Here is a 22899-nt window from a genome sequence, read left to right as displayed (position 1 = left end):
GCCTATGCCTGTGGTCGCAGGTGCACGACGTCGCCCGCCGAGATGGTGTGCCGCTCGCCGTCGTCGTCCCGCACGATCAGCGCGCCGCGCGCGTCCAGCGCGAGGGCTCGGCCGCTCAGCAGGTTGCCGCCGGGCAGCTCCGCCCGGACGTCCTGGCCGAGGGTCGCCATCCTGGCTTCTACGCGGGCGAGCAGGGACGGCCCGTCCGCCCAGGCCACCTCCGCATCGCCGTCGACGTCGCAGAAGGAGCGGTAGTGGTCCGCGAAGGTGCGCAGGAAGGATTTCAGCAGGATGTTCCGGTCGGTGGTCCCGGCGTATTCGAGGAGCAGGCTCGTCGCTGTGGGAACGGGCAGCTCGTCGTCCGTGAGGCTGACGTTCAGCCCCACCCCGACGACGACGGCGGGCGGCTCCGCGTCGGCGCCCGGCACGAACTGGGCCAGGATGCCCGCCAGCTTCCGGCCGTCCACCGTGACGTCGTTGGGCCACTTGAGCTGGGGGGCGATCTCGGTGCGGTCCTCGACGCTCTCGGCGAGCGCCAGCGCCGCGAGCAGCGAGAACCAGGAGTAGGCCGCAGTGGGTACGGGCCGTCCCTGCCGGTTGAAGGGGCGCAGGAGCACGCTGACGAAGAGCGACGAGCGCTCGGGTGCCACCCAGCTGCGGTCAAGGCGACCGCGGCCGGCTGTCTGGACCTCGGCGCCGAGGACGCTGAGATCGGGCCACCCTGCCGGTTCCCGCTGCGCGTGGTCCACGAGGTCCGTGTTCGTGGAACCGGTCCTCGCGACGATGTCGAGCCGCGAGAACGGACCGGACGGCATGCAGACGGCTGTCCTCAGTGCGCCGAGGTTCAGGCCCGGACGCTCGAGATTGGAATAGCGGGAGGACATGCCATCGATCCTATCCGGCCCAGCGCGCCCTGCCCCGAGCCGAACCTCAGAGGAAGATGTCCGGGACGAGCTGATCCTCCGGTGCCCCGAGGCTGTACCGGGCGAGGTCGGTGACGCCCTCCTCGCGCAGCACCTCCTCGTCGGTGTAGAAGTTCCCGGTGCAACCGCGGCTCGGGCGGACCAGCACGGCGTGGGCGGCGTCGGCGACGATCTCCGGGCTGCGGGCGGCCTGCACCATCGTGGTCCCACCGGGCAGGTTGCGGATCGCCGCGGTGTCGATGAGGGTCGCCGGCCAGAGCGAGTTCACGGCGATGCCGTCCTCCTTCAACTCCTCCGCCAGACCGAGGGTGGTCATGCTCATGCCGTACTTGGCCATGGTGTAGGCGAGGTGCGTGCCCGCCCACCGCGGCTCGAGATTCAGCGGTGGCGAGAGCGTGAGGATGTGCGGGTTCCCGGACCGCCTGAGCGCGTCGAGGCAGAACTTGCTCAGCATGAACGTCCCGCGGACGTTGATGTCCGCCATGAGGTCGTAGCGCTTCATGTCGACGTCGGGCGTCTTCGAGAGGTCGATCGCCGAAGCGTTGTTCACCACGATGTCGATGCCCCCGAAGGCGTGCACCGTCGCGTCGACGGCAGCCCTGACGTCGTCGTCGTTCCGCACGTCGCCGACAAGCGGAAGGGCGTACCCGCCCGCGGCCTCGATCTGGTCGGCGGCCGTGTACACGGTGCCCTGGAGCTTCGGGTGGGGCTCACCGGTCTTGGCCATGATGGCCACGTTCGCTCCGTCGCGCGCCGCACGCAGCGCGATGGCGAGGCCGATTCCCCGGCTGCCGCCCGACATGATGATCGTGCGCCCGTCGAGCGTGGGCGCGGCGGGCGATTCCCGAGCTTCATCGCGTGCAGTCATGGCTCCACCCTAAGCAACCGGGCCGTCACAGCGGGCGTCGACGCACCGTTGTTACTCGTCGGTAACAACGGTGCGTCGGCTAAGCGATGGCGCCGGAAACTGTAGGCGTCCTACAACGGCCGCCCCCTTGAACCTCACTAGACTGGACGAAACGCGCTGCGCTTTGTCGGAATCCTCCAGTCATCGCCAGAGCTTGCCCCCATCCCGCGCCGACCGGAGTATCAATGCAACAGGACACGCAGCCCGACCTCACCACGACGGCCGGGAAGCTCGCCGACTTCCGGAGGCGGAAGGCTCTCTCGGAGCAGCCGTCCGGTCCTGAGGCGGTCGAGAAGCAGCACGCGCGCGGCAAGAACACGGCCCGCGAGCGCATCGACATGCTCGTGGACGAGGGCTCCTTCGTGGAGTTCGATGCCCTCGCGGTCCACCGCTCCACCGCCTTCGGCATGGAGAAGAAGAAACCGCTGGGCGACGGCGTCGTGTCCGGGTACGCGACCGTGGACGGGCGCCTCATCGCGGTCTACAGCCAGGACTTCAGCGTCTACGGCGGCTCCCTCAGCCAGGTCAACGGGGAGAAGATCGTCAAGGTGCAGGAGTTCGCGCTGCGCAACGGCTGCCCCGTGATCGGGATCAACGACGGCGGCGGTGCCCGCATCCAGGAGGGCGTGGCGTCGCTCGCGATGTTCGCGGACATCTTCCGCAACAACGTCCATGCCTCCGGCGTGGTCCCGCAGGTCTCCCTCATCATGGGCCCGTGCGCGGGTGGTGCGGCCTACTCCCCGGCCCTGACCGACTTCGTGGTGATGGTGGACAAGACGTCCCACATGTTCATCACGGGACCCGACGTCATCAAGACGGTCACGGGTGAGGACGTGGACATGGAGACCCTGGGCGGCGCGCGGCAGCACAACACGACGACGGGCACGTCCGCCTACCTCGCCACGGACGAGGCGGACGCCATCGGCTTCGTCCGGGAGCTGCTCGATTTCCTGCCCTCCAACAATCTGGCGGAGGCGCCCCTGACGGCCTTCGCGGAAGAGCCGGAGGTCACCGACGAGGACCTCGCCCTCGACGAACTCATCCCCGACGCGGCAAACCAGCCGTACGACATGCACGCCGTGATCGACGCGATCGTCGACGACGGCCACTTCCTGGAGATGCAGGCGCTGTACGCGCCGAACGTCGTCACCGGCTACGCCCGCGTGGAGGGCCACACGATCGGCGTGGTGGCCAACCAGCCCCTGCAGTTCGCGGGCACCCTCGACATCAACGCCTCCGAGAAGGCCGCCCGGTTCGTACGCCACTGTGACGCCTTCAACATCCCGATCCTGACCCTCGTGGACGTGCCCGGGTTCCTGCCGGGGAAGGACCAGGAGTTCCAGGGCATCATCCGGCGCGGCGCCAAGCTGCTCTACGCCTATGCGGAGGCGACCGTGCCGAAGCTGACCGTCATCACCCGCAAGGCCTATGGCGGCGCGTACATCGTCATGGGTTCCAAGAAGCTCGGCGCGGACCTTAACCTCGCCTGGCCCACCGCGCAGATCGGCGTCATGGGCGCACAGGGTGCGGTCAACATCCTGTACCGCGGAGACCTCAAGGCCGTCGCCGCCGCTGGTGGCGACGTCGAGGCACGGCGTGCCGAGGTGGTGCAGCAGTACGAGGAGGAGCTGCTCAACCCCTACCAGGCGGCGGAACTCGGCTACGTCGACGCCGTCATCGCCCCGTCCGAGACGCGGCTGCAGATCGTGCGTGGGCTCCGCGCACTGCGGGACAAGAGAGCCGCCAATCCCGCCAAGAAGCACGGGAACATCCCGCTGTGACGGTCGAGGAGAACGTCCCCGTCGAGGACCCTGCCGTCCTGTCGGTCGTCTCCGGCAACCCGACGGAGGAGGAGCTCGCAGCCCTGACCGCCGTCGTCGCCGCGCTGCAGGGAACCGGAGAGGCGGACGAAGCGCCCACCCATGCCCGGTCCTGGGTCCGGCGCGTCATGCTGAGGCTCGGGCCGACGCCGGGGCCGGGCTCGTGGCGGCGCAGCGTCCGCTGACAGAATCCCGGTCCGCGCCCGGGCCCGGGCCAGGAGGTGGCCTTCGGCAACTGCACGACGCTAGGCTCGTCGAGTGACCCAAGACACTCCAGCCTCCGTCCCCTCGCCCGGCGAGCAGCCCGCGCGGCAGTCCACCGCCGTCGACGCCGTCGCCACCTCGTACTACGAGACCCTCCTCGAACTGATGCCCAACTTCGCAACCGAACTGGGTATCCCCGGCCACGAGACCGAGTACCAGGACTACTCACCCGCCGGCATCGAGGCCCTCGCGGAAGCGGCGCGCGACACGCTGCGCCGTCTCGAGGACCTCCAGCCCGCCGACGACGTCGACACCGTGACGCTCGACGCCATGCGGGAGCGGCTCGGCCTCGACCTCGAGATCCACGACGCCGGCTACACCCTCGCCGATCTCAACAACATCGCCTGCCCGGCCCAGAACATCCGCGCGATCTTCGACCTCATGCCTACCGCCACGGCGGAGGACTGGGGCAACATCGCCGGCCGGATGGCCAACGTGCCCGCTGCGATCGACGGATACATCTCGTCCCTGCGCGCGGGCCGCGAGCGCGGTCTCGTGGCTGCCCGCCGGCAGGTCGGCATCGTCATCGAGCAGTCCTCCAAGTACGCCGAGGACGGCGGGTTCTTCGATTCGCTGGGTAGCACCGACAGCGCGGACGACGGCGAGCTGCCGGCATCGGTGCGGGAGCGGCTCCGGTCGGGTGCGGAGGCCGCCCGTGACGCCTACCGCTCGCTCGCTTCCTTCCTGCAGGACGATCTCCTGCCGACTGCGCCCGAGAAGGACGCCGTCGGCCGCGAGCGCTACGCCCTGATGTCCCGTCTCTTCCTCGGAAGCGCCGTCGACCTCGAGGAGACCTACCAGTGGGGGGTCGAGGAGCTCGACCGCGTCATCGCCGAGCAGGAGGCCGTGGCGAACGAGATCCGGGAGGGCGCATCGGTCGAGGAAGCCATCCGCCTGCTGGACGAGGACCCGGCCCGCCAACTGCAGGGCACCGATGCCCTCCAGGCGTGGATGCAGGAGCTCTCGGACAAGGCCGTCGAGGCGATGGCCGGCGTGCACTTCGACATCCCCGACGTCATGCGCCGTCTCGAGTGCAGGATCGCCCCCACCAACGAGGGCGGCATCTACTACACGGGCCCGAGCGACGACTTCTCCCGGCCGGGCCGCATGTGGTGGTCGGTCCCGGAAGGCGAGGACTCCTTCACGACCTGGAAGGAGACGACCACCGTCTACCATGAGGGCGTTCCCGGCCACCACCTGCAGATCGCGACGGCGACGTACCAGCGCGCCCTGCTCAACCCCTGGCGACGCAATGCGATCTGGGTGTCGGGCCAGGGCGAGGGGTGGGCGCTGTACGCGGAGCGCCTGATGCAGGAGCTCGGGTTCCTGTCCGATCCGGGTGACCGCCTGGGAATGCTCGACGCCCAGCGCATGCGTGCCGCACGCGTCGTCTTCGACATCGGTGTGCACCTCGAACTGGAGATCCCCGAGCGCTGGGGTGAGGGCACCTGGACGCCGGACAAGGGCTACGACTTCCTGAAGCGCAACATCGCCATCAGTGAGGGCCAGCTCAACTTCGAGTTCACCCGCTACCTCGGCTGGCCGGGCCAGGCGCCGTCGTACAAGATCGGCCAGCGACTGTGGGAGCAGGTCCGTGACGAGGTGCGCACCCGCGAGGGGGACGCCTTCGACCTCCGCACTTTTCACACCCGTGCGCTCAACCTCGGGTCCGTCGGGCTCGACACCCTGCGCCGGGCACTCGTGTCCGAAGGATAGACGTTCATCACAGGGCGGGCGGGAAGACACCCGCCCGCCCTGTGATTGCACGGAAGTCCGTGGGCGGCACACCCTGCCCCGCGTAACATTTCGCAACTGGCGCTTCGCTTGTGTATACGGCCGCCCCTAGTGTTTCGGGCGTGTCTACTGAAATCAGCTCCCCGCCCTCCCGCCGCAGGTTGCCCCGCTGGGCGACCTCCTTCGGTCCGCAGATCATCGCAGCCCTCGTCGTAGGCCTCGCCCTCGGCCTCCTGGCCAAGTACACGGGCCACACGAAGGAGACGCCCACGGGTCTCGGCACGACGCTCGCCACGCTGGGCTCGAGCTACGTCGCCCTGCTGCGTGCCGCCGTCGTCCCCCTGATCTTCACCGCGGTGGTCAGTTCGATCGCCAACCTTCGGGCCGTCAACAACGCTGCGCGGCTCGCCGGGCAGACACTCCTGTGGTTCGCCATCACGGCGCTCATCTCCGTGGTCATCGGCATCGCCCTCGGCGTGGTGTTCCAGCCGGGCGCCGGCACGGACGCGACCCAGCCCGCGGAATACACCGGCACCACGGGTAGCTGGTGGGCCTTCCTGACCGGGCTCATCCCCGCGAACTTCCTCGGCCTCCAGGCCTCCTCGACCGTCGCCGATGGCGGCGCGGTCACCACGGCACTGAACTTCAACGTCCTGCAGGTGCTCGTCGTCGCCGTCGCCGTCGGGATCGCCGCCCTGAAGGTCGGCAAGCAGGCAGAGCCCTTCCTCGCGTTCAACGCGTCGGCGCTGGCCGTCATCCAGAAGGTCCTCTGGTGGATCATCCGCATCGCCCCGCTCGGCACCGTAGGCCTGATCGGCAACGCCGTCGCGGTGTACGGCTGGGACACCATCGGATCCCTGGGCAAGTTCACCCTGGCCATCTACGTGGGGCTCGCGCTCGTGCTGTTCGCCGTCTACCCCGTCCTGATCAAGGCGCACGGCCTGTCCGTCCGGCAGTACTTCTCCGGCGCCTGGCCGGCCATCCAGCTCGCGTTCGTCTCGCGTTCCTCGGTGGGCACGCTGCCGCTCACGCAGCGGATCACCGAGCGGAACCTCGGTGTTCCCCGCGGCTACGCCTCCTTCGCGGTGCCGCTCGGCGCGACGACGAAGATGGACGGTTGCGCCGCCATCTACCCGGCGATCGCCGCCATCTTCGTGGCCCAGTTCTTCGGCATCGACCTGACCCTGACGCAGTACCTGCTGATCGCCCTCGTCTCGGTCCTCGGTTCCGCCGCCACCGCCGGCACCACGGGTGCCGTCGTCATGCTGACGCTCACCCTTTCCACGCTGGGACTCCCCCTCGCGGGCGTCGGGCTGCTGCTCGCCGTGGACCCGATCCTCGACATGGGCCGCACGGCAGTGAACGTCGCCGGCCAGGCCCTCGTTCCGACGATCGTCGCCCGGCGCGAGGGGCTCCTGGACCTCGACCTCTACAACGCGCAGCGCACGGGTGACCCGTTCGCCGACGACAGCGTGCGCGACGGCGTCGACCCCGGAGCCGCGAACGACGGCATCTCGACCGCCCTGACCCGGTAGTCGACCGCCCCGGTGCACGACGGCCCGCCCCGGTCCATCCGGGGCGGGCTTTCCGCTGCCCGGCTGCCTGCCTACGCTGGAGCCATGACCCCGCGCCTGATCCTCGCCTCGAAGTCCCCCGCCCGCACCAAGCTCCTGGCCGAGGCCGGGATCCGCCACTCCGTCCTGGTGTCCGCGGTGGACGAACCCGCCGTCGTCGCCTCCTACGGCGTGACCGACGCCCACGACACCTCCCTGCTGCTGGCGCGTGCGAAGGCCGAGGCGGTCGCGGACCTCGACGACGCCGAAGACGCCCTCGTCATCGGGTGCGATTCGGTCTTCGAGTTCGACGGCGAGGCTCACGGCAAGCCCTACGAGCCCTCGGTGGCGATCGAGCGCATCAGCCGCATGCGGGGCCGCTCCGGCGTCCTGCACACCGGGCACTGGCTCGTGGATACGCGCGACGGCGGCTCGGGTGCCACGATCGGCTCGGTGTCCTCCGCGACGGTGCACTTCGGTGCGATGTCCGATGACGAGGTCGCCGCGTACGTGGCGACCGGCGAACCCCTGCAGTGCGCGGGCTCCTTCACCATCGACGGGCTGGGTGGCGCCTTCATCGATCGCGTGGACGGTGACCCCCACGCCGTCGTCGGCCTCAGCGTCTCCACCCTGCGCGGCCTACTGCACTCTGCCGGCGTCTCCGTCACTGAACTCTGGGGCGCACCGGCCTCGTTGTAGGTTCCCTACAAAGGATTGCCGCACAACACTCCCCTTCAGCACGATCCATGGGCGGAAGCCACAAAACCGGGTTAGGCTCCGACCTGAGAAGAAGGAGTTCCAGCCCCATGAACCAGTCCCCCAGCACCCCGTCCGATCGCACAGTCGCCACGAGTGGCAGCAATGACACCGGGGGTCGGCAGCACCGGGTGACGAAGGTCCTGGTGGCCAATCGCGGTGAGATCGCGGTCCGGGTCATCCGTGCCGCGAAGGATGAGGGCATCGCGTCGGTCGCCGTCTACGCGGACCCCGACCGCGACGCGCTGCACGTCCGCATGGCCGACGAGGCCTTCGCGCTGGGCGGGGAGACAGCCGCGGAGTCCTACCTCGTCATGGACCGCATCCTCGAGGCGGCCCGGCGAAGCGGAGCGGACGCGATCCACCCCGGCTACGGTTTCCTCTCCGAGAACGCCGAGTTCGCGCAGCGGGTCATCGACGCCGGGATCACCTGGATCGGCCCTTCACCCGACTCCATCTCGCAGCTGGGCGACAAGGTCCAGGCCCGCCACATCGCGGAGCGCGTGGGTGCACCGCTGGTTCCCGGCACCAAGGATCCCGTGGAGTCGGTGCAGGAGGTCATCGACTTCGCCCAGGAATTCGGGTTGCCCATCGCGATCAAGGCGGCGTTCGGCGGTGGCGGCCGCGGCATCAAGGTGGTCCGCAGCCACGAGGAGATTCCCGAGCTGTTCGACTCCGCGGTACGCGAGGCGACGGCGGCCTTCGGACGCGGTGAATGCTTCGTCGAGCGGTTCCTGGACGCTCCGCGCCACGTCGAGACGCAGTGCCTGGCGGACGCCCACGGAAACGTCGTCGTCGTCTCCACGCGCGACTGCTCCCTGCAGCGCCGCAACCAGAAACTCGTCGAGGAAGCTCCTGCTCCCTTCCTCTCGCACGAACAGAACGAGCGGCTGTACGCGGCGTCCAAGGCCATCCTCCTCGAAGCGGGATACCAGGGCGCCGGCACCTGCGAGTTCCTCGTCGGACAGGATGGCACCATCTCGTTCCTCGAGGTCAACACGCGCCTCCAGGTCGAGCACCCCGTCTCGGAGGAGGTCACAGGCCTCGACCTCGTGCGCGAGCAGTTCCGCATCGCCCGCGGCGAGGAACTCGGTTACGGCGACCCGGAGGTGCGCGGCCACTCCTTCGAGTTCCGCATCAACGGCGAGGATGCCGGCCGTGGTTTCATGCCCGCTCCGGGCACGGTGCAGACCCTCAAGCTGCCGACTGGTCCGGGCGTCCGGGTCGATTCGGGCATCGAGGCGGGCGAGGTCATCGGCGGGAACTTCGACTCCATGCTCGCGAAGCTCATCGTCAGCGGCGCGAGCCGCGAACAGGCGCTGCAGCGTGCCCGCCGCGCCATCGGTGAGATGGTGATCGACGGGATGCCGACCGTCCTCCCCTTCCATGCAGCAGTCGTCGCCGACCCCGCCTTCGCTCCCACGAGTGGAGCGTTCTCGGTGCACACGCGCTGGATCGAGACCGAGTTCACCAACACCATCGAGCCCTGGGCCGGCGCCACGGAACCCGCAGCGGACGAGGAGCCCCGCCGGCGCATCACCGTGGAGGTCGCCGGCCGCCGGTTGGATGTCGTCCTGCCAGCGGGACTCGGTGGATTGACCAACGGCAAGGCGAGTACCCCTACCAAGTCCAAGAAGTCGTCGCGGGCACGAGCAGGAAAGGCCTCGGTCAGTGGAGACGAACTGACCTCGCCGATGCAGGGCACCATCGTGAAGGTGGCCGCGGCGGAGGGTGACGTCGTGGCGGAGGGCGATCTCATCGTGGTGCTGGAAGCGATGAAGATGGAGCAGCCGCTGACGGCACACAAGGCCGGAACGCTGTCCGGGCTGGTCGCCGCTGCCGGCGACACCGTCTCGGCAGGCTCCGTCATCGCCACGATCCGGGACTGACAGGCACGGCCGGTCGGGCCTGCACGCCCGGCGCTTGAGGGGGATCGCCGGGCTAGTTCCCGGAATCTCCCTTAGCCCTCTCCTCTGCTTCCTCGGCTTTCTCCTCGGCTTTTTCCGCAGCCTTTTCCGCCGCCTCCCGGGCTTTCTCCTGGGCTTTCTCCTCGGCTTTCCGCTGCCGCTCGAGGGCCCGGTCCGCAGCGCTGTCCTCGCCGCTGTCACCCGGATCGGACGTTCCCTCGTCGCCTCCTCCGGACCCGTCGCCATCCTCCGTGCCGCCATCGGCAGGAGGCACTGCGGGAAGAGGATCCACCGGCGTTGCGGGAACGGTCGGCGGTGTGACCGCCTCGGACGTCTCGGCCGGTGCCGGTGCCTCCGCCGGAGGAGGAGTGTCGGCGGGCGCCTGTGCCGCCTCCAGCGCCGCGACGACGGCGTCGATGCGGAGGCTGATACGCGCCGCGCGATCCTCCGTCACGGTTCCCGCGACCCGGGCACCCTCGACCTCGTCCTCGAGTTGACGCGCGAGGAGGATCGCTCCGGCCGGATCAGCGCCGGCTGCAGCCGCTGCGATGGAGCGGACATCAGCCTGGAAGTCCCCGGCTGTGGCTGCGTCGATGGGCTCCCCGCCGCAACCCGTCAGCAGGACGACGGCTGCGACGATGACGGGCACCGTCGACCGGAGGGCGCCGGATGTTCGGGGGCGGCGGTTCGGACTGCTCATTGCTGCACGCTTTCGTAGAGTTCCTGCAACCTTTCACCGGGCTCGCCCGGCACGGCCGGCAGTGGTTCGATCTCGTCCGACGACGCGCCGCCGCCGGACAGTGTCATGAAAGCCCAGAGGGCTGCTGCCAGCAGTGCGACCACGAGGATCGCGATGAGCCAGGGCACTGCGCGGCGGCGCCGTGCGGGGGGCGCGACGTCGGACGTGCGCGTACGGGCGGACCGCGAGTGCTCCTCGACTCCCCCGTCACGACGGCCTGCAGACCCGTTGTCGGGCGACGTGCGGCCGGGCGCAGCGGTCGGAGCGGCATCCGCCGGGAGCGACAGCATGGCGCTCGCCTCCGCGCCAGGATCAGCGGTCGGGGCGAACATCCTCGTGACCGCAGCGACGGGCGGGAGGCGCGTCGTCTCCGGCTCCCCACGCTGCGAGGACCGACCACCGGCGGCTGCTTCGCCAGCACCCGTCGTCGTGCCGGCCATCGTGCCCGTCATCATGCCTGTGGCGGCGTCCCCGGGCACGGCTGAGGACGCCGTGTCAGGCGCGCTCACCGGGAGCGCCGTCGTGATCGGCTCTCCCGCCTGCTGCGGTCCCATCACCGTCAATGCCCGGACGACGCTTGCTGCGTCCGGCCGGTTCGCCGGGTCGTCGAGGGTCATGGAGATCAGCAGTGCCGACAGGGCAGGGCCGGCTGCGTGCGGTATGGAAGGGCTGCGGTGCAGGCGCGCCAGGGCGCTCTCCACCCCTGTTCCGGGAAACGCCCGCTCACCCGTGAGGGCCTCGATCATCACGAGTCCCAGCGAGTAGATGTCGGACGCCTGCCCGACGTCGTCGCCCCGGGTCTGTTCGGGACTGAAGTACGCGGCGCTCCCGATGACCTGGCCGGTCGCCGTCATGCGGCCGCCGTCGAAGAACCGGGCGATCCCGAAGTCCGTGAGGAGGTACTGGAAGAGGCCGCTGTGCGGATCGGCATCGCGGGTCAGGATGTTCGATGGCTTGATGTCCCGGTGGACGATGCCCCGCCCGTGGATGTACTGCAGGGTCCGCGCCAGGTCCAGTGCCATGAGCCGGACTCCCTCCCTGCTCAGTGCGCCGTGCTTCCGCAGGCGCACGCCCAGGTCGGGACCGCTGACGAGCTCCATGACGAGGTAGGCGCCGTCGGCGGCGTTCTCGCCACTGTCCATGTCGAGAACGCGGACGAGTCCGGGATGATCGAGACCGGCCAGGAGCCTCGCCTCGGCCGACCCGCGCTCGAGCCCGTCGGCCGTCCCGGGGCGGAAGAGCTTGACCGCGACGTTCCGCTCGAGACGGGTATCACGGGCGGCGAAGACGTCCGCCATACCGCCGGTCCCGACACGCTCCCCCAATGCGTACCGCCCGGCCAGCGCTCGGTTCTCCATGTGACTCACTTCCGCTACCCCGTGCAATGGCTCCAGGCACGCGGGTCATAGCGCGTCCCTACATTGGTAAGCCAGCTTCCCACCCAGTGTACGGGTGGGACCGATGCCCTGGGCAACACCGCTGCCGGTTGACCCGCGCAGGCGGAACCGGGCGGGAACGACGACGGCGCCGCACCCGGTCAGGTGCGGCGCCGTCGCGCGGGCCGCTGGACTGCTGCCAGAGTCAGCCGACGTTGTTCTCGTAATCGTGGTCGCGGGTCTCCCGCGAGACGAAGAGCGCGATGAAGGTAGCGACGGCCGCCACGCTCAGGTACGCACCGACCAGCACGGTGCTTCCGCCTGCGGCCTGCCAGAGTGCCACCGCGATGAAGGAGGCGGGGGCCGCGCCGATCATGCTGGACACGTTGTACGCGACCGCGGATCCGGTGTAGCGGACGTTCGCCGGGAAGAGTTCCGGCAGCACGGCAGCCATGGGCCCGAAGGTGAGGCCCATCAGGGTGAACCCGACGATCAGGAGCACCATGGCGCCCACTGTTCCGGCTCCGAAGAGCGGAGCCCACAGAAGCCCGAACACAGCGATGCCGACCGTGGTCGCAAGGAGCATCTTGCGGCGTCCGAATCGCTCTGCCAGGGGTCCGGAGACAATCGTGAAGATGCCGAAGAACACGACGCCGATGATCAGCATCCAGAGGAAATCGGTGCGCGCCATGCCGAGGCCGGGGACGAACGCCGCGGCCTGCGCTGCCGTGAATTCGCCGCCCGCCGCTTCCGCCCTGGCCTGCGCCTGCTCGACGCTCGACGGTGCCGTTCCGTAGGTCAGGGTGAACGCCGTCATGAAGTAGAAGAGCACGTACGTCGCGAACATGATGAAGGTACCGAGAAGCAGCGCACGCCAGTGGCGGCGGAACGTGGTGCCGAGCGGGATCTTCACGACCTTGCCCTCGTTCTGGACCTTCTGGAAGGAGGCGCTCTCGATGAGCTTGAGCCGGACGTAAAGACCGATGATCACCATGACGGCGCTCAGCAGGAACGGCACACGCCATCCCCAGGACAGGAAGTCCTCGGGGCTGAGCGTGGTGCTCAGCAGGACGAACAGGAGGTTCGCCAGGATGAAGCCGATCGGCGCCCCGAGCTGCGGGAACGTTCCATAGATCGCACGCTTTCCGGCGGGTGCGTTCTCCGTGGCCAACAGCGCCGCTCCGCTCCACTCGCCACCCAGGGCGAGTCCCTGCAGGAACCGCAGGACGACGAGCAGCAGCGGTGCGAGGAACACCCAGCCCTCGGTGGTCGCCGCGGGAAGCAGCCCGATGAGGAACGTGGCGATACCCATGGTCAGCAGTGAGGCCACCAAGGTCGCCTTGCGGCCGATCTTGTCACCGAAGTGCCCGAAGACGATGGACCCCAGGGGCCGGGCGACGAAGGCGACGCCGAACACCGCGAACGAGCTGAGAAGCTGGTTGGCCGAGGTCTGGTTCGGGAAGAACAGCGCGGGGAACACCAGGACGGCGGCCGTGGCGTAGATGTAGAAGTCGTAGAACTCGATCGTCGTGCCGATGAGGCTGGCGAAGATCACCTTGCCCCGCGAGTTCAGGGGCTTGGTGGTTCCGCTGGCATCAGCGGAAGTAGAGGAGGTCATGGCGTCGGCTTTCTCGGACGAGGCGCCGGCGCGAGGCACTGAGCGCCCTCGCCGCACGGCGCCCGTGCTTCAGTTGAACCCCAATATCAGACCACCGGTGTCCAATGAGTGGATAAACATGTCCGCATGCTGGACACCGGGAACGAAGTCGGAGCTATGCCTGCGCGCTAGATGTGCACGTGCAACCGGCGAGCGGCCTCCGAGATGGACCCCGTCAGCGACGGGTAGACGGTGAACGTGTTCGCGACGTCGTCCACGTGCAGCTTCTTCGTGACGGCGAGCGCCAGCGGGAAGATGAGCTCGGACGCGCGCGGGCCGACGACGACGCCACCGATGACCGTGCCGGAACCCTTGCGGGAGATCACCTTCACGAAGCCGTCCTTGACGTTCATCATCTTGGCGCGTGCATTCGTGTGCAGGGAGAGCTTCACGACGTCGCCCTGGTACCGCCCGGACTCGATGTCCTCCTCCGTCACCCCGACGGTGGCGATCTCGGGCGAGGTGAAGATGTTCGAGGCAACCTGCTTGAGCTTGATCGGGCTGACGGAGTCGCCCATCAGGTGGGCGATCGCGATCCTGCCCTGCATCGCGGCGACCGACGCGAGGGCGAAGACACCCGTGCAGTCGCCCGCCGCGTAGACGTTCGGCGCCGTCGTGCGGGAGACGCCGTCGACCTGGATGTGACCGGATTCTCCGACAGCGACGCCGGCCTCCTCGAGGCCGATGCCCGTGGTGTTCGGTACGGCTCCGACGGCGACGAGGCAGTGGCTGCCCTCGACCGTCCGGCCGTCGGCCAGGCGGACGACCACGCCGTCGTCCGTGCGCTCCACCGCCTCGGCACGGGAGCGGGACAGGACCGTCATGCCGCGGTCCTTGAACACGCCCTCGAGCACCTCGGCGGCGTCGGCGTCCTCGCCCGGCAGCACGCGGTCCCGGCTCGAGATCAGCGTGACCTTGGAGCCGAGCCCGTTGTAGGCGCTCGCGAACTCGGCTCCCGTGACACCGGAACCGACGACGATGAGGTGCTCTGGGATCTGCCGGAGGTTGTAGAGCTGCGTCCAGTTGAAGATGCGTTCACCGTCCGGCATCGCGCTCGGCAGCTCACGCGGCGTCGAACCGACGGCCAGCAGGACGGCGTCGGCCTCGACGATGCTGGTCTCGCCGTCGGACACGACCTCCAGGCGGTGGTTGTCGAGCAGCTTCCCCGTGCCGATGATGACCCGGACACCGAGTCGCTCGAGCGTGGCGCGGATGTCGGAGGACTGCTCGACAGCCAGCTTCAGCAACCGCTGGTTGACCTTGTCCAGGTCCGCGTACACCTTGCTGTCCGCCGAGAAGTGGACGCCGAGCCCGCTCGCGTCGGTGAAGCGCGTCATGGTGTCCGCGGTGGCGATGAGGGTCTTGGACGGGACCACGTCCGTCAGCACCGCCGAGCCGCCGAGGCCCTGGCGCTCCACGATCGTGACGTTGGCCCCGAGCGACGACGCGACCAGCGCGGCTTCGTACCCGCCGGGCCCCCCGCCCAGGATCGCCAGGCGCAATGAACTGAAATCGAGTTGGTTGGTCACGGCTTTATTCTCTCCCATGCCACCGACACCCGGAAAATGGACCCGAGGCGTTGCGACGGGACGAGCGATGACGGCGTGTTGCGGGGCTGCGGCGGTGGTCGCGGTCTTCGCGCAACGAGGAACGCAGGGGTAAGTTGTAGCGGTGACTTCTGATCCTTTCGACCTGGCCCGCAGTGCTGCTGACCACATTGCCCGCGCCACCGGCATCGACCGGCATGACACCGCCCTCGTCCTCGGGTCCGGCTGGGGGGAGGCGGCGGAATTGATCGGTGAGACGACCCATACGCTCGACGCTGCCGAGATCCCCGGCTTCTCCGCGCCCGCCGTCGTCGGCCACACCGGGACCGTCCGCTCCATCCTCACCCCGAACGGCAAGCGCGCCCTCGTGCTGGGCGCACGAACCCACTTCTACGAGGGCAAGGGCGTTCGCGCCGTCGTGCACGGAGTCCGTACCGCGGCGGCCGCCGGGGCGACGACGATGATCCTCACCAACGGCTGCGGAGGCCTGAAGGAGCACTGGCAGCCCGGCACCCCGGTGCTGATCAGCGACCACATCAACCTGACTGCCTCCTCCCCGCTCGAGGGGGCGACGTTCGTGGACCTGACCGACCTCTACTCCTCCCGGCTGCGCGGCCTCGCACGCCAGGTGGACGCGACGCTCGAGGAAGGCGTGTACGCGCAGTTCACCGGGCCGCACTACGAGACCCCCGCCGAGGTGCAGTACGCCAAGCGCATCGGCGCCGACCTCGTGGGCATGTCGACCGCACTCGAGGCCATCGCGGCCCGGCACGCCGGCATGGAGGTCTTCGGTATCTCGCTGGTCACCAACCTCGCCGCCGGTATCAGCCCTGTTCCCCTCAGCCACGCCGAGGTACTCGAGGCGGGCCAGGCAGCCGGGCCGCGCATCTCGCGCCTGCTCGCCGACATCGTCGCCGCACTCTAGACATTCCGAGCCGTCCCGCCGCACGTCAGACCACACCTCAAGGCATGACCGGCGCCGTCGGTCGGCCGCCGATCCACGTTAGGGACCCGCATGACCACCTCCGAGCTGGATACGCTCCTCACCACCGCCGATGCCTGGGCCGCCGCCGATCCGGATCCACGGACGGCGGAGGAACTCCGTACGCTCGTCGGCAACGTCCGGTCGGGCAGTTCCGCGGCTGCCGTGTCGGAGCAGGAGCTCCGCGACAGCTTCTCGGGGCCCCTCGCCTTCGGCACGGCCGGCCTGCGTGCGGCCCTCGGCGCAGGCCCCAACCGGATGAACCGCGTGGTCGTCCGCCGCGCGGCCGCCGGCGTCGCCGCCCACGCGCTGGACCTGGCCGACGGGGCCTACGCGCCACGCGCGGTGGTCGGCTTCGACGCGCGCCACAACTCGCGCATCTTCGCCGAGGAGACGGCGGCGATCTTCACGGCCGCCGGCATCGAGACCTTCCTGATGCCCCGGGAATTGCCGACGCCGGTGCTCGCCTACGCAATCCGTGCCCTCGGGTGCGAAGTGGGCATCATGGTCACGGCGAGCCACAACCCGCCGCAGGACAACGGGTACAAGGTCTACCTCGGCGGTCGGGCGGTCGAGGAGGACGCCCGGGGTGTCCAGATCGTCGCCCCGCACGACGCCGGGATCGCGGCTCGCATCGCAGCGGTGGACGTCATCGAGCTTGCGGCCGACGGGTGGACCGTGCTGCCGGAGTCCATCGAGACGGACTACGTTCAGGCGGTCTCCGCCCTGACCGATCCCACCCTCCGGGCCCGCGACCTGAAGATCGTCCTCACTCCCCTGCACGGCGTGGGCGGACGGACGGCGCAGGCGGTACTCGCGGCGGCGGGGTTCGACGACGTCACGGTCGTGGAACGCCAGGCCGAACCCGACCCCGACTTCCCGACGGTCGCCTTTCCCAACCCGGAGGAGCCCGGGGCACTGGATCTCGCACTCGAGACGGCGCTTCGGGTCGGAGCTGACCTCGTGATCGCCAACGACCCGGATGCCGACCGTGTCGCCCTTGCTGCTCGCGAGCCCTCCACCGGCGAGTGGCGCATGCTGCGCGGTGACGAGGTGGGTTCCCTCCTCGGCCTGCACCTCGCTGGCCGCCTCGCCGCTGCTCGGGACGGAGCTTCGGAGGGTGCGGACGCAGTCCGGCAGAGCGTCTTCGCGAACTCGATCGTCTCCTCGCGACTGCTCGGGCGGGTCGCTGCTCTCGCAGGGATCGACCACGTGCAGACCCTGACCGGATTCAAGTGGATCGCGCGCGTACACGGGCTCTCGTTCGGCTACGAGGAAGCCCTGGGCTACTGCGTCGCCCCGGACCTCGTCCGCGACAAGGACGGCATCTCCGCCGGCCTCCTGCTGGCCGAACTGGCAGCCGCGACGAAGACCTCCGGCCGAACGCTCTTCGACCTGCTGGACGACGCCTTCCTGGTCCACGGCCTGCACGCCTCCGATCAGCTCTCGGTCCGCGTCGGCAGCCTCGGGCTGCTCGGCGCGATGATGAACAGGCTGCGTGAGAACCCGCCGACGTCGTTCGCGGAGTCGCCTGTCACGGTCGTCGACGACCTTGCTCAGGGCTCGGCCCAACTCCCGCCCACGGACGGGCTGCTGTACCTGACACAGAACGAGACGCGCGTCATCATCCGACCCAGCGGCACCGAGCCGAAGCTGAAGTGCTACCTGGAGGTCGTGGAGCCCGTCGGCTCCGCTGCCGAGATCGAGGGGGCGAAAGAGGCCGCGCGAGCGCGCCTCGAGGCCGTGAAGCGCGATGTCGGTGAGGCTCTCGGGCTCTGACAGGGCACGCGTCGGACGCCAGGGCGCCCTCGCCGGGGTGTTCGACAGCCGCAAGGCGAGGGTTCGGCAGGTCCATGGAAAGATGGGGACCATGCCTACCGAAGTATCCCTAGCCTCCTACATCGACCACACGCTCCTGAAGCCCGACGCAAGCCGTGAGCAGATCCTCACGGTGTGCCGCGAGGCCGTCGAGTACTCGTTCAAGTCCGTCTGCGTCAACCCGCTCTGGGTCAGCACCGTCCGTACGGCGGTGAAGGACACCGGTGTCCTTACCTGCTCCGTCATCGGGTTCCCGCTCGGAGCCACCACCACCGAGGTCAAGGTCTTCGAAGCCCGCGGCGCCGTCGCCGACGGCGCGGACGAGATCGACATGGTGATCGACATCGCAGCCGCCCGTGCCGGCGAGAGGGACCTGCTGGTCGAGGACATCCTGGCCGTGGCGGAGGCCGTTCACGAACAGGGCGCGATCCTGAAGGTGATCATCGAGACATCGCTCCTGACGGACGATCAGAAAGTGCTTGCATGTGAGGCCGCCGTCGAGGCAGGAGCGGACTTCGTCAAGACCTCCACCGGCTTCAACGGCGGTGGAGCGACCGTCCAGGACGTCGCGCTCATGCGGAAGACCGTCGGTCCGGACCTCGGCGTCAAGGCATCAGGTGGTGTCCGTTCCCTCGAGGATGCGCGCGCCATGATCGACGCCGGTGCAACGCGTATCGGCGCCAGCTCGGGAGTCGCTATCGTTAAGGGTGAACAGGGCACCGCAGCTTACTGACGGCGCAGCAGTCACACCTCGCATGCAAGGAGATCCAATGTCACATGAAGCCAGCACGGAGCGCGAGAGCACCCGCACCGACAGCCCGCCCGCCCACGCCGGCAAGGGTCGGCTCGTCGAGAACATCGTGGTGTTCGCCCTGATCTTCGGCGCATTCCTCTTCAGCATGTACCTCCTGACCTGGTTCACGCCTCAGGATGTGTGGCCGATGGCCGTGATCGTCGTCGTCTCGTTCCTCGTCTTCTACATCCCGCAGGGCATCCTCGGCCGTTCAGACACCGGCTACAACCTCGCCGAGGGCAACAGCACGGACGAGAAGGAAATGGGAACGGCAGTGAGCTCCTGAAGCGACTGCTCGACGTCAGCTGACACACAGAAGAGGCCGTCCCCCGCAAGGGACGGCCTCTTCCGTGTGTCGGGGCAGCGCGCTACGGCGTGAACACCGACTCGAGCACGTTCTTCGCCCAGTCCAGGATCTCGGCGTCCACCAGATCGCGTCCGCCGATCCGGGCGGTCTTCGGCTTCGGCACCAGCACGGCGTTCAGCGCGGGCTTGATCGCCGCGCCCGGATACATCCGCGTGAGGCGCATCTGCTTGGACTCCGGCAGCTCGGCCGGCGAGAACTTGATGAAGTTTCCCTGCAGGGCCACGTCCGTGAGGCCGAGCGACCGCGCTGCGACCCTGAAGCGTGCCACGGCGATCAGGTTCTCGACAGCGGCGGGGGGCTCGCCGTAGCGGTCCTTCAGCTCCGCGACGACGGAGTCGATCGCCTCGTCGGTCACCGCGGCTGCCAGCTTCCGGTAGGCCTCGAGGCGGAGCCTCTCCCCCGGCACATAGTCGTGCGGCAGGTGGGCATTGACCGGGAGCTCGATCTTCATCTCTGCGGCCTTCTCCTCCGCCTCCCCGCGGAAGTTGGCCACCGCCTCGCCGACGAGACGGATGTAGAGGTCGAATCCGACGCCCTGGATGTGACCTGACTGCTCGCCGCCCAGCAGGTTGCCCGCGCCGCGGATCTCGAGGTCCTTCATCGCCAGCTGCATGCCGGCACCCAGCTCGTTGTGCGACGCGACGGCCTTGAGCCGCTCGAGCGCCACCTCCCCGAGGGGCTTTTCCGACGGGTACAGGAAGTAGGCGTAGGCCCGCTCGCGCCCGCGGCCCACGCGGCCGCGAAGCTGGTGCAGCTGCGACAGTCCGTAGGAATCTGCGCGATCCACGATCAGCGTGTTGGCGTTCGAGATGTCGAGGCCCGTCTCGATGATCGTCGTGCAGACCAGGACGTCGAACCTCTTCTCCCAGAAGTCGACGATGATCTGCTCGAGCCGTGATTCCGTCATCTGGCCGTGCGCCACCGCGACGCGTGCTTCGGGCACGAGCTCCTTCAGGTGGGCCGCCGTACGGTCGATGGACGAGACCCGGTTGTGCACGAAGAACACCTGGCCCTCGCGCATCAGCTCGCGGCGGATGGCTGCGGACGCCTGCTTGTCCGTGTAGGGGCCGACATACGTGAGCACGGGGTGGCGCTCCTCCGGCGGTGTCGCGAGGGTGGAGGTCTCGCGGATACCGGTCAGGGACATCTCGAGCGTGCGCGGGATCGGCGTCGCACTCATCGCGAGCACGTCGACGTTGGTGCGCATCTTCTTCAGTGCTTCCTTGTGCTCGACGCCGAACCGCTGCTCCTCATCCACGATCACGAGGCCCAGGTCCTTGAAGGTGATCTCCTTGGACAGCAGCCGGTGGGTGCCGATGACGACGTCGACGGCGCCGGAGGTGAGGCCCTCCGCCGTCTCCCGCGACTCCTTGGCGGTCTGGAAACGTGACAGCGCGCGCACGCGCACCGGGAAACCGGAGAAGCGCTCGGAGAAGGTCTCGAAGTGCTGCTGCACCAGGAGCGTGGTGGGGACGAGGACCGCGACCTGCTTGCCGTCCTGGACCGCCTTGAAGGCCGCACGCACCGCGATCTCGGTCTTGCCGTACCCGACGTCGCCCGAGACGAGGCGGTCCATCGGGACCTCGCGCTCCATGTCGGCCTTGACCTCGTTGATCGTGGTCAGCTGGTCCGGCGTCTCGACGTAGGGGAAGGCCTCCTCGAGCTCGCGCTGCCAGGGGGTGTCCGGGCCAAAGGCGTGGCCACGCGACGCCATGCGGGCGGAGTACAGGCGGATGAGCTCGCCGGCGATCTCCTTGACCGCCTTGCGCGCCTGGTTCTTGGTCTTGCTCCAGTCCGAACCGCCCATCTTGCTCAGGGCCGGTGCGTCGCCGCCGACGTAGCGCGTCACCTGGTCGAGCTGGTCGGTCGGCACGAACAGGCGGTCACCGGGGGCGCCGCGCTTGGACGGCGCGTACTCCAGGACGAGGTACTCGCGCGTGGTCCTGGTGGGGCCGGCCCCCGTCGAGCGCTGCATCAGTTCGACGAACTTCGCGACGCCGTGCTGCTCGTGGACGACGAAATCGCCTTCCTTGAGCTGCAGGGGGTCGACGGCGTTCCGGCGGCGGGACGGCATCTTGCGCATGTCGCGCGTGCCCGAGGCGCTCGTCCGCCCGAGGAGGTCCGCCTCCGTGAGCAGCCCGATCTTCAGCCCGTCCACCACGAAGCCCCGGCCGGCAGAAGCCGTCGTGATCTCGATGATGCCGGGCTGCGGCGCGTCCTCGAGCGAATCGACGCGGCTCGCCGGGATGTCGTTGTCGTGGAAGAGCTCGGCCAGGCGCTGCGCCGGACCCGGACCCTCGGTGGCGACCACTACGCGCCACTGGTCGCGGACGCGCCGGCCGATGAAGTCCATCATCTCGGCGACGTCACCCTGGTAGCCGCGCGGCTCCCGCGCGTGCAGGGTGAAGCTGTCGACGTCGCTCAACTCCTCATCGGCGCCGAAGGACGTGACACCCCACCAGGCGACGGAGTTCGCGAGCGCCGTCGCACGCGTGTCCGTCAGTGAGCGGAAACTTGCTTCCTGCAGGTCCGTCCCGAGGCCGCCGGTCAGGTCCAGGGGTGCTGCTCCGCCGTCGGACGCCGTGGACCACGCGGCAGCGAGGAACTCCTCGTTGGTGGCGGCGAGGTCGTGCGCGCGGGCGCGTACCTTCTCGGGCTCGACGACCACGGCGATGGACCCTGGCGGCAGCTCGCCCACGAACGGCACCATCGCGTCGACGAGGACGGGAGCGAGGGACTCCATGCCTTCGACGGCGATGCCTCCGGCGATCTTCTCCAGCATCGATGCTGCCGCCGGCAGTTCGGACTGCAGCTTCGCGGCACGGGACATCACCGACGCGGTGATGAGGATCTCCCTGCAGGGCGGGGCGTACAGGGCCGCCGGAGGCTCCCCCGAGGTCAGCGAACGCTGGTCGGCCACCGCGAACCAGCGCATCTGGTCCACCTCGTCACCGAAGAAGTCGACGCGGATGGGATGGTCCTCGGTGGGCGGGAACACGTCGATGATGCCGCCGCGCACCGCGAACTCCCCGCGGTGGGTGACCATGTCCACGCGGGCGTAGGCGGCATCGGACAGCGCCCTGACGACGTCGGAGAACGCGATCTCGTCCCCCACCTTCAGGGACACCGGCTCGAGGTCCCCGAGTCCTGCGACCAGCGGCTGCACGACGGCGCGGATGGGGGCAGTGATGACCTTGACCGGCGCTCCCTCGGGGTGCGCGAGGCGGCGCAGGACCGACAGTCGCCGCCCCACGGTGTCCGAGCGCGGGGACAATCGCTCGTGCGGCAGCGTCTCCCAGCTCGGGAATTCCTCGATGGCGTTCTCGGGCAGGTAGCTGCGCAGGGCCGCTGCGAGGTCTTCCGCCTCACGCCCGGTCGCGGTGATCGCCAGGACCACCGGCGGGGCCCCGTCGCGGCCGGCGGGAGCAGTGCCTGCCACTGCCAGACCATCGACCATCTCCGCGATCAGCGGGGCGCGCATGCCGGCGGGGGCACCGATCTGCAGGTCCGCGCTGCGCTGGTCGACCGGCCGCGAAGCGTTGGTTCGCACCCGCGCGTAGGAAGCATCATCGGCGAGCGCCGCGCGCAATCCGTTCAGGCTCATCGTTCGGAACTCCTCAGGCGTGGGTCGTCCCGCTGCCCACGGGGACCCGGAAGGCGGCGGGGACAGCACAAAAGCCCGGAAAACGAAGCGCTTCCGGGGACGCCTCCACTTTACCAAGGGGCCCTGACGCTTTCCCTCCCGCGGGTATCAGC

At 69.1% G+C, this 22899-nt stretch carries 17 protein-coding genes; 10 read left to right on the top strand and 7 right to left on the bottom strand.

Annotated features, from left to right (window positions below; translation table 11 throughout):
* Positions 1-2: 2 nt before the first annotated feature.
* Together FDK12_RS10165 and FDK12_RS10160 are read right to left on the bottom strand one after the other, a co-directional pair.
* Entirely contained in the window at positions 3-884 is an 882-nt protein-coding gene (locus FDK12_RS10165; RefSeq protein ID WP_137369473.1) for a biotin--[acetyl-CoA-carboxylase] ligase, read from the bottom strand.
* A 46-nt stretch (positions 885-930) separates the two neighbouring features.
* Positions 931-1791, bottom strand: coding sequence for an SDR family oxidoreductase (locus tag FDK12_RS10160; RefSeq protein WP_137369472.1), 861 nt, complete (start codon positions 1789-1791; stop codon positions 931-933).
* A gap of 224 nt (positions 1792-2015) precedes the next feature.
* On the opposite strand from FDK12_RS10160, the gene FDK12_RS10155 reads away from it, so the two are divergent.
* From FDK12_RS10155 to FDK12_RS10130, 6 genes are all read left to right on the top strand, one after another.
* The gene (locus FDK12_RS10155) at positions 2016-3611 is read left to right on the top strand and encodes an acyl-CoA carboxylase subunit beta (RefSeq protein WP_137369471.1); all 1596 of its coding nucleotides are present in this window, start codon (positions 2016-2018) and stop codon (positions 3609-3611) included.
* Complete coding sequence (locus FDK12_RS10150; RefSeq protein ID WP_104117802.1) at positions 3608-3835, top strand: acyl-CoA carboxylase subunit epsilon; 228 nt, start codon at positions 3608-3610, stop codon at positions 3833-3835. The genes FDK12_RS10155 and FDK12_RS10150 overlap by 4 nt, the downstream gene beginning before the upstream one ends.
* Before the next feature lie 73 nt (positions 3836-3908).
* Positions 3909-5630, top strand: a complete 1722-nt coding sequence (locus FDK12_RS10145; protein ID WP_223263220.1) for a DUF885 domain-containing protein — start codon at positions 3909-3911, stop codon at positions 5628-5630.
* A gap of 140 nt (positions 5631-5770) precedes the next feature.
* Positions 5771-7183, top strand: coding sequence for a dicarboxylate/amino acid:cation symporter (locus FDK12_RS10140; RefSeq protein WP_137369470.1), 1413 nt, complete (start codon positions 5771-5773; stop codon positions 7181-7183).
* A gap of 84 nt (positions 7184-7267) precedes the next feature.
* Positions 7268-7900: a Maf family protein gene (locus tag FDK12_RS10135; RefSeq protein ID WP_137369469.1), complete on the top strand. Its 633-nt coding sequence runs from the start codon at positions 7268-7270 to the stop codon at positions 7898-7900.
* A 107-nt stretch (positions 7901-8007) separates the two neighbouring features.
* Entirely contained in the window at positions 8008-9846 is a 1839-nt protein-coding gene (locus FDK12_RS10130; protein ID WP_137369468.1) for an acetyl/propionyl/methylcrotonyl-CoA carboxylase subunit alpha, read from the top strand.
* Between the two features lie 52 nt (positions 9847-9898).
* Here FDK12_RS10130 and FDK12_RS10125 read toward each other — a convergent pair whose 3' ends face one another.
* From FDK12_RS10125 to FDK12_RS10110, 4 genes are all read right to left on the bottom strand, one after another.
* Positions 9899-10564, bottom strand: coding sequence for a hypothetical protein (locus FDK12_RS10125; protein WP_137369467.1), 666 nt, complete (start codon positions 10562-10564; stop codon positions 9899-9901).
* Positions 10561-11961 (bottom strand): serine/threonine-protein kinase, encoded by a 1401-nt coding sequence (locus tag FDK12_RS10120; protein WP_137369466.1) that lies wholly within the window; start codon positions 11959-11961, stop codon positions 10561-10563. Before FDK12_RS10120 ends, FDK12_RS10125 begins: the two co-directional genes overlap by 4 nt.
* 223 nt (positions 11962-12184) lie before the next feature.
* The gene (locus FDK12_RS10115; RefSeq protein WP_137369465.1) at positions 12185-13597 is read right to left on the bottom strand and encodes an MFS transporter; all 1413 of its coding nucleotides are present in this window, start codon (positions 13595-13597) and stop codon (positions 12185-12187) included.
* 167 nt (positions 13598-13764) lie between these two features.
* Positions 13765-15165 carry an NAD(P)H-quinone dehydrogenase gene (locus FDK12_RS10110; protein WP_137369464.1) on the bottom strand — a complete coding sequence of 467 codons (1401 nt, stop codon included), beginning with the start codon at positions 15163-15165 and terminating at the stop codon, positions 13765-13767.
* A gap of 142 nt (positions 15166-15307) precedes the next feature.
* On the opposite strand from FDK12_RS10110, the gene FDK12_RS10105 reads away from it, so the two are divergent.
* The 4 genes from FDK12_RS10105 (at position 15308) to FDK12_RS10090 (ending at position 19062) form a co-directional block, all read left to right on the top strand.
* Positions 15308-16108, top strand: a complete 801-nt coding sequence (locus FDK12_RS10105; protein ID WP_137369463.1) for a purine-nucleoside phosphorylase — start codon at positions 15308-15310, stop codon at positions 16106-16108.
* A gap of 90 nt (positions 16109-16198) precedes the next feature.
* Positions 16199-17944 (top strand): phospho-sugar mutase, encoded by a 1746-nt coding sequence (locus FDK12_RS10100; protein ID WP_137369462.1) that lies wholly within the window; start codon positions 16199-16201, stop codon positions 17942-17944.
* A gap of 91 nt (positions 17945-18035) precedes the next feature.
* Positions 18036-18716 carry a deoxyribose-phosphate aldolase gene (gene deoC / locus FDK12_RS10095; RefSeq protein ID WP_317616732.1) on the top strand — a complete coding sequence of 227 codons (681 nt, stop codon included), beginning with the start codon at positions 18036-18038 and terminating at the stop codon, positions 18714-18716.
* A 37-nt stretch (positions 18717-18753) separates the two neighbouring features.
* Positions 18754-19062: a hypothetical protein gene (locus FDK12_RS10090; protein WP_137369461.1), complete on the top strand. Its 309-nt coding sequence runs from the start codon at positions 18754-18756 to the stop codon at positions 19060-19062.
* An 82-nt stretch (positions 19063-19144) separates the two neighbouring features.
* Here FDK12_RS10090 and mfd read toward each other — a convergent pair whose 3' ends face one another.
* On the bottom strand, positions 19145-22747 hold the full coding sequence (gene mfd, locus FDK12_RS10085) for a transcription-repair coupling factor (protein WP_137369460.1): 3603 nt from the start codon (positions 22745-22747) through the stop codon (positions 19145-19147).
* Positions 22748-22899: the final 152 nt, after the last annotated feature.

Source organism: Arthrobacter sp. NamB2, assembly GCF_005281365.1.
Lineage (GTDB): Bacteria > Actinomycetota > Actinomycetes > Actinomycetales > Micrococcaceae > Arthrobacter_D.
This window is presented reverse-complemented; position numbering and strand designations above follow the sequence as displayed.

What these genes read in the sequence shown, in the direction of transcription:
- FDK12_RS10165 (WP_137369473.1), bottom strand. Translation starts at nt 884, where the DNA reads ATGTCCTCCCGCTATTCCAATCTCGAGCGTCCGGGCCTGAACCTCGGC.
- FDK12_RS10160 (WP_137369472.1), bottom strand. Translation starts at nt 1,791, where the DNA reads ATGACTGCACGCGATGAAGCTCGGGAATCGCCCGCCGCGCCCACGCTC.
- FDK12_RS10155 (WP_137369471.1), top strand. Translation starts at nt 2,016, where the DNA reads ATGCAACAGGACACGCAGCCCGACCTCACCACGACGGCCGGGAAGCTC.
- FDK12_RS10135 (WP_137369469.1), top strand. Translation starts at nt 7,268, where the DNA reads ATGACCCCGCGCCTGATCCTCGCCTCGAAGTCCCCCGCCCGCACCAAG.
- FDK12_RS10130 (WP_137369468.1), top strand. Translation starts at nt 8,008, where the DNA reads ATGAACCAGTCCCCCAGCACCCCGTCCGATCGCACAGTCGCCACGAGT.
- FDK12_RS10125 (WP_137369467.1), bottom strand. Translation starts at nt 10,564, where the DNA reads ATGAGCAGTCCGAACCGCCGCCCCCGAACATCCGGCGCCCTCCGGTCG.
- FDK12_RS10120 (WP_137369466.1), bottom strand. Translation starts at nt 11,961, where the DNA reads ATGGAGAACCGAGCGCTGGCCGGGCGGTACGCATTGGGGGAGCGTGTC.
- FDK12_RS10115 (WP_137369465.1), bottom strand. Translation starts at nt 13,597, where the DNA reads ATGACCTCCTCTACTTCCGCTGATGCCAGCGGAACCACCAAGCCCCTG.
- FDK12_RS10100 (WP_137369462.1), top strand. Translation starts at nt 16,199, where the DNA reads ATGACCACCTCCGAGCTGGATACGCTCCTCACCACCGCCGATGCCTGG.
- deoC (WP_317616732.1), top strand. Translation starts at nt 18,036, where the DNA reads ATGCCTACCGAAGTATCCCTAGCCTCCTACATCGACCACACGCTCCTG.
- FDK12_RS10090 (WP_137369461.1), top strand. Translation starts at nt 18,754, where the DNA reads ATGTCACATGAAGCCAGCACGGAGCGCGAGAGCACCCGCACCGACAGC.
- mfd (WP_137369460.1), bottom strand. Translation starts at nt 22,747, where the DNA reads ATGAGCCTGAACGGATTGCGCGCGGCGCTCGCCGATGATGCTTCCTAC.